This window comes from Phormidium pseudopriestleyi FRX01, from assembly GCF_017313335.1.
In the GTDB taxonomy this organism is placed as follows: domain Bacteria; phylum Cyanobacteriota; class Cyanobacteriia; order Cyanobacteriales; family Laspinemataceae; genus Laspinema; species Laspinema pseudopriestleyi.
On the sequence record NZ_JAFLQW010000112.1, the window covers coordinates 1 to 4250 of the forward strand.

Genomic DNA, 4250 nt, shown 5'->3' on the forward strand with positions numbered 1-4250 from the left:
AAGCCCCCCCTTAGTAAGGGGGGGTTGGGGGGGTCTCTTCTGGCGATAGCCCCAGAGGGACCCCACCCTAACCCTCCCCTTGGCAAGGTCCGGGGACCGGAACCGGATTCTCAAAAGCCCCCCCTTAGTAAGGGGGGGTTGGGGGGGTCTCTTCTGGCGATAGCCCCAGAGGGACCCCACCCTAACCCTCCCCTTGCTAAGGTCCGGGGACCGGAACTAGATTCTCAAAAGCCCCCCCTTAGTAAGGGGGGGTTGGGGGGGTCTCTTCAGATAATTGCCCGGGTTTTGCTGTGGGTTTGCGCGGGGTTTCTCTTTCCAGGGGGGGTCAGGGCCGGAATACCGGAGGCGATCGCCCAAGTTTCTCCCTCTGCACCCAGGGTTCGAGGGGTTTGTCCGGCGGATTTAGACCTATTAATGAGTCAATTGCTGCCTGATTTGCCCAGTTATGCCAATCGCACGATTCAACGGAGTAGCCAAGATTATGTGCCTCGGTTCGTGATTCTTGCGGGTCGTCCGGAGTTTCACCCCTTGCCTCAAGGTCCAGGGGTGAATAATCCTCCGGTTTCTAGTTTACCTGGAAATTTAGAAATCGAAGGGTCTGACTCGGCGATCGCTCAAGTTTTTTTCACCACTTTAGAACGTCATTATACGGCGACTCTATCGGTAGAATATCAGCAATATCATTGGCTATTTTTATCCCAAACTGCTGAAGGATGGCGGGTCAATCAAATGTTTTCTCGCACCGCCTATCCAGAAGGAGCAATTCCCACTCCTCCGCGAGATAGTAGTGATAGTGAAATGGCCCAAGCGGTCCGTTTATGGTTACGAGATTGTCGGTACAGGGGTTAGTTTTTCCGGTTATAGAAAACCTAAATGAACTTGAAAGTGCATCCAAGTTTGAGAGTTTTTTAGTGCGAGCATCTGGCTCGCTTTCTCTATGACCAAATCCTGCAAGACTGGCTATAATAAATGACTAATTATCGTAGACCCTAGTTATTCGCGTACAATTCAAGAGTGGGTTGGCGAAGCTATGCGCGTAACGCGCTTTACGCACTCCTCTAAATATCTGTACCTCATGAGTCCACCGAACCGCTATAGTGCGTTCGTAAGGATTCAGGTCGTAAGATTTTGGCTGTAAGCCTTGTTCAGTATAGGTTTTAGCTATTTTCGCCCGTTTCTTTATTCTCAACAAGAAAAGCTAAACCCCTAATTCTTTCGTGCTTATTGAGAATGAACTATTAGTTTAGACTTGGCCTAAATTTTTAAAGCCTTGCTATGACTGCGTTTCAGATACCTGAATAGTTACACCTGTTTTCTGGGTTTTAGTTTCTGGTTTCTAAACCCGACTTTTGCGGAAAATCCCTGTCATTTGAATGCCGGTGATTAATAAAACTCCTAAACTGACTCCGACTAATAACACATAAAAAACCTTGAAAGTAGTACCCAAATATGAGCCTTGATGAATTTTTAACAGAATAGAAGCCTGTTCGCTAGATAGACCAAACCAAGCCTTACCTAGACGATAACCGATGCCGGTGATGGCGCTAACAAATAGGGGGACAAATGCGATGGGTGCTAGGAATTTATGAAACCATCTCCAGTCTTTTTTGGGCTGAACTTTTGGGGCTTTACCTTGCCATTTTATCAGGGTAAAACCTGTGACAATCATGCCCAATAATCCCAGTCCAACGAATAAGACATAAACTGGGACCAGGGGGTTACCCAGAAATTCTCCTTGATGAATCGTCATAAAAAAATCAGCAACTTCTTCAGGAATGCCGAACCAAGTCCTGCCCAATCGGTAAGCGACACCCGTTAAGGCAGAAAGGAGTAAGGGAAGAAATACAATCGGAGCAGATTTGCGGTGAAGTTTCCGGAAGTTAATCATGGCTAGTTTTCTATTTTTTGAGTTGGAGTAAAAATGGATGGATCGAGAAAGAAGCTAAATACTTTTCTAGGTTTTTAGAGATAAGTATTTAGAAAAGAGTTAAGGGCTAAAAATTGATTTTAATCAACCAAAACCCAATTTTTTAGGGAGTTGTTTTTTCCTTTGAGTTGATGAGTTCGGCAAAGCTTAACCTCAAGCTGCTGGTTTAATCTTTGATAAACAATATCTGACACGGTGATTTCTCCAGCTAAAGTGATACCTTCTAAACGCTTGGCTGTATTGACTACATCACCAATTACAGTGTAGGTACGGACATCTTCTCCACCAAATAATCCCTCAACGACTTCCCCACAGTGAACCGCACAACCGGCTCCAAGCTGATAGGATGAGAGAACGTCTTTGGCGGCTTTTTGCATGGCTTTTGCTGCGGCAACAGCTTGCTCTGGAGTTGCATAGATGGCCATGACTTCATCGGCAGTAAATGTAACCCGCAGGGGGTGGAAATTATAGGCAGCTAATTCGGTTTGCTGATAATAATTGTTGAGGGTATTAGCCACAATATCTGGTTGACTGTGTTCGCACCAAGTGGTGAATCCGCGAATATCCATGAATAATATGGAGCGATCGCACCTTTGAAACTTTAATCCTTGGGGATTATTGACCAATGTTTCTACTACATGAGTTCCCATACCCCACTCAGCTAAATTTCTCATTAATTCTGATGTTTTTTTTAGCTCTTGCTGCTGCATAACAATTTGCAGTCGCTGAAATCCTAGTAACAGCCCAACTAATACTAAACTGATAGTCAGAAATACATGAGTATTCCTATCTTTAAACTGCTGAAGCATTTCTCTGGTGATCCATTCCTCTGAATTTTCTCCCGATCTGACCACCAAATAAAATGCTAAAACCATCAGCATCCGTACCACACTTTCCAAGGGAATAATCCATCGTTGTAGGGTATTTTTCCAGCGATAGCGGGCAAATTGAAGTCCAGCAATTGCTAAAGAAAACCCCCAAAATACTACATGGGATGATTGTTGAAAAAATCCACTGCCATCAATGGGCAAATCAACTAATGTATAAAGAGTGACTCCGATTAAATTACCCCATAGAGGGAAAGCATTCGGCCTCGATAAGTAGGCAGTTTGGATTAGCATTGCCAAAATCAGCAGATAATCAGTTGGGTCATGGAGGAAATTCTGCCAACCGTAAATAGAAATATCGGATAAATTCTTCAGAACCAAAAAATGGCCGCTATTGCCTAGAAATTCTTCCAAAAACGCAGATAAGCGTTGACCATATTTTTGCCGCAGATTAAATTTCCGGATGACATTGGCAATTTTCTCCATTAATAAATTCCCTTAAACCTATCAAATATTCCGGCGCTGAATAGACTGAACATTTTTAATTTTTGGGGGATAAAAAAGCTTGATTTTTTGAAAACTTTGGTTAGACTTCGCTCCATTGCCGGACTAAATTGGCGTGGGTTTTGCACAATAAATCAAATTCTACAGTTTTGCCGTATTGCTCAAATATTGACCGGCGAACGGTATCCAGTTCAAAGAGAATTTCCCGTTGCTGAACATCACGAACCAAACTTTGAAACCACGTCACCGCAGCAAAACGAATTCCCTGGGTTACTTCGGTCACTTGATGGAGAAAGGTAGAAGGATAAACAATCATTGACCCAGCTTGGAGTTTAAAAGATTGTTCACCGAGACTGGTATCGATGACTAATTCACCCCCTTGATAGGTATCTGGATCGCTGAGAAATAGGGTTAGGGACACATCCGATCGCACCAATTCTCGCTCCCCCATAATTGCATTATCGGTATGCCAACCATAAGACATTCCCGGTTCATAACGACTAAAAACAATGGGCCGAATTGTTTTGGGACGAACGGTGGCTTTAAATAGGGGATTTTGGGCGATCGCCTGATGCACAATTTCCCTCACCTTTTTGGCGGCATCCGTATTTCCTTTCAATTGATAGTTATCTTTAACGGTTTTCGCATACATCCCAGCGGTGAGTTTACCATCGACAAATTCAGCATCTTTCAAAAGGCGATGAATCTCCTCTATTTGTTCCGGCGTGATCGCTTCATCTATACAGAAAATCATGGGATGAATGGCAAATTTAGCTGAAAAAGGATTGATGATTTCATCGGGAGCAATGATTTGAAAATATAGAGAGGTATCCCCTAGCCCTGATATCTGATTCAAGACTAGGAAAACCACCGATCAAATCAAATCAAATCAAATCGTTATCATCAAATGATGGTTAAGATGCTTAAATCGTTGCCCCGAGTTGCCCCGAAACGAAATAATAGTGGCAATGCACTAAGATTCTCCACCTTCG

General features: G+C 43.6%; 4 protein-coding genes. 1 reads left to right on the forward strand and 3 read right to left on the reverse strand.

Annotation, left to right across the window (positions count from 1 at the left end):
• The first annotated feature begins 285 nt into the window (after positions 1-285).
• Positions 286-849, forward strand: a complete 564-nt coding sequence (locus J0895_RS04335; protein WP_207086897.1) for a hypothetical protein — start codon at positions 286-288, stop codon at positions 847-849.
• Positions 850-1336: 487 nt separating this feature from the next.
• On the opposite strand, the gene J0895_RS04340 is transcribed toward J0895_RS04335, so the two are convergent.
• From J0895_RS04340 to J0895_RS04350, 3 genes are all read right to left on the reverse strand, one after another.
• Positions 1337-1888, reverse strand: coding sequence for a PepSY domain-containing protein (locus J0895_RS04340; RefSeq protein ID WP_207086898.1), 552 nt, complete (start codon positions 1886-1888; stop codon positions 1337-1339).
• A gap of 119 nt (positions 1889-2007) precedes the next feature.
• Entirely contained in the window at positions 2008-3240 is a 1233-nt protein-coding gene (locus tag J0895_RS04345) for an adenylate/guanylate cyclase domain-containing protein (protein ID WP_207086899.1), read from the reverse strand.
• A gap of 100 nt (positions 3241-3340) precedes the next feature.
• Entirely contained in the window at positions 3341-4114 is a 774-nt protein-coding gene (locus J0895_RS04350) for a Fe2+-dependent dioxygenase (RefSeq protein ID WP_242541042.1), read from the reverse strand.
• Between the last annotated feature and the right edge of the window lie 136 nt (positions 4115-4250).